General features: G+C 48.0%; 1 protein-coding gene. It reads left to right on the top strand.

From position 1 onward, the window contains the following. Positions 1-326: transposase (locus JHJ32_RS23300; protein ID WP_200123042.1), on the top strand; the 326-nt coding region annotated here is incomplete at its 5' end. Positions 327-342 lie beyond the last annotated feature (16 nt).

The following is a 342-nucleotide window of genomic DNA, read 5'->3' on the forward strand; positions in this document are numbered from 1 at the left end:
AGGCCATGGCTTACGCCTACGCCAGATGGGATGGGCTGTCGGCTTACCTGTATGACGGGAACCTGCAGATAGACAATAACCTTGTCGAGAATGCCATCAGGCCATTGGCGCTGGGACGCAAAAACTACCTCTTCGCCGGCAGCCATGAAGCTGCACAGCGTGCCGCCATGATCTATTCATTCTTCGCCATCTGCAAAAAACACGAAGTCAACCCATTCCACTGGCTGAAATATACACTGGAAAACATCATGGCCATAAACCATAAAAACTTAAAAGACCTCTATCCGCAGAACTATAAGAATATGGTTCAGAAATCAAACATGTAGTTCGTAGGGCGGATAC

It is taken from the genome of Parapedobacter sp. ISTM3, assembly GCF_016533505.1.
Taxonomy (GTDB): domain Bacteria; phylum Bacteroidota; class Bacteroidia; order Sphingobacteriales; family Sphingobacteriaceae; genus Parapedobacter; species Parapedobacter luteus.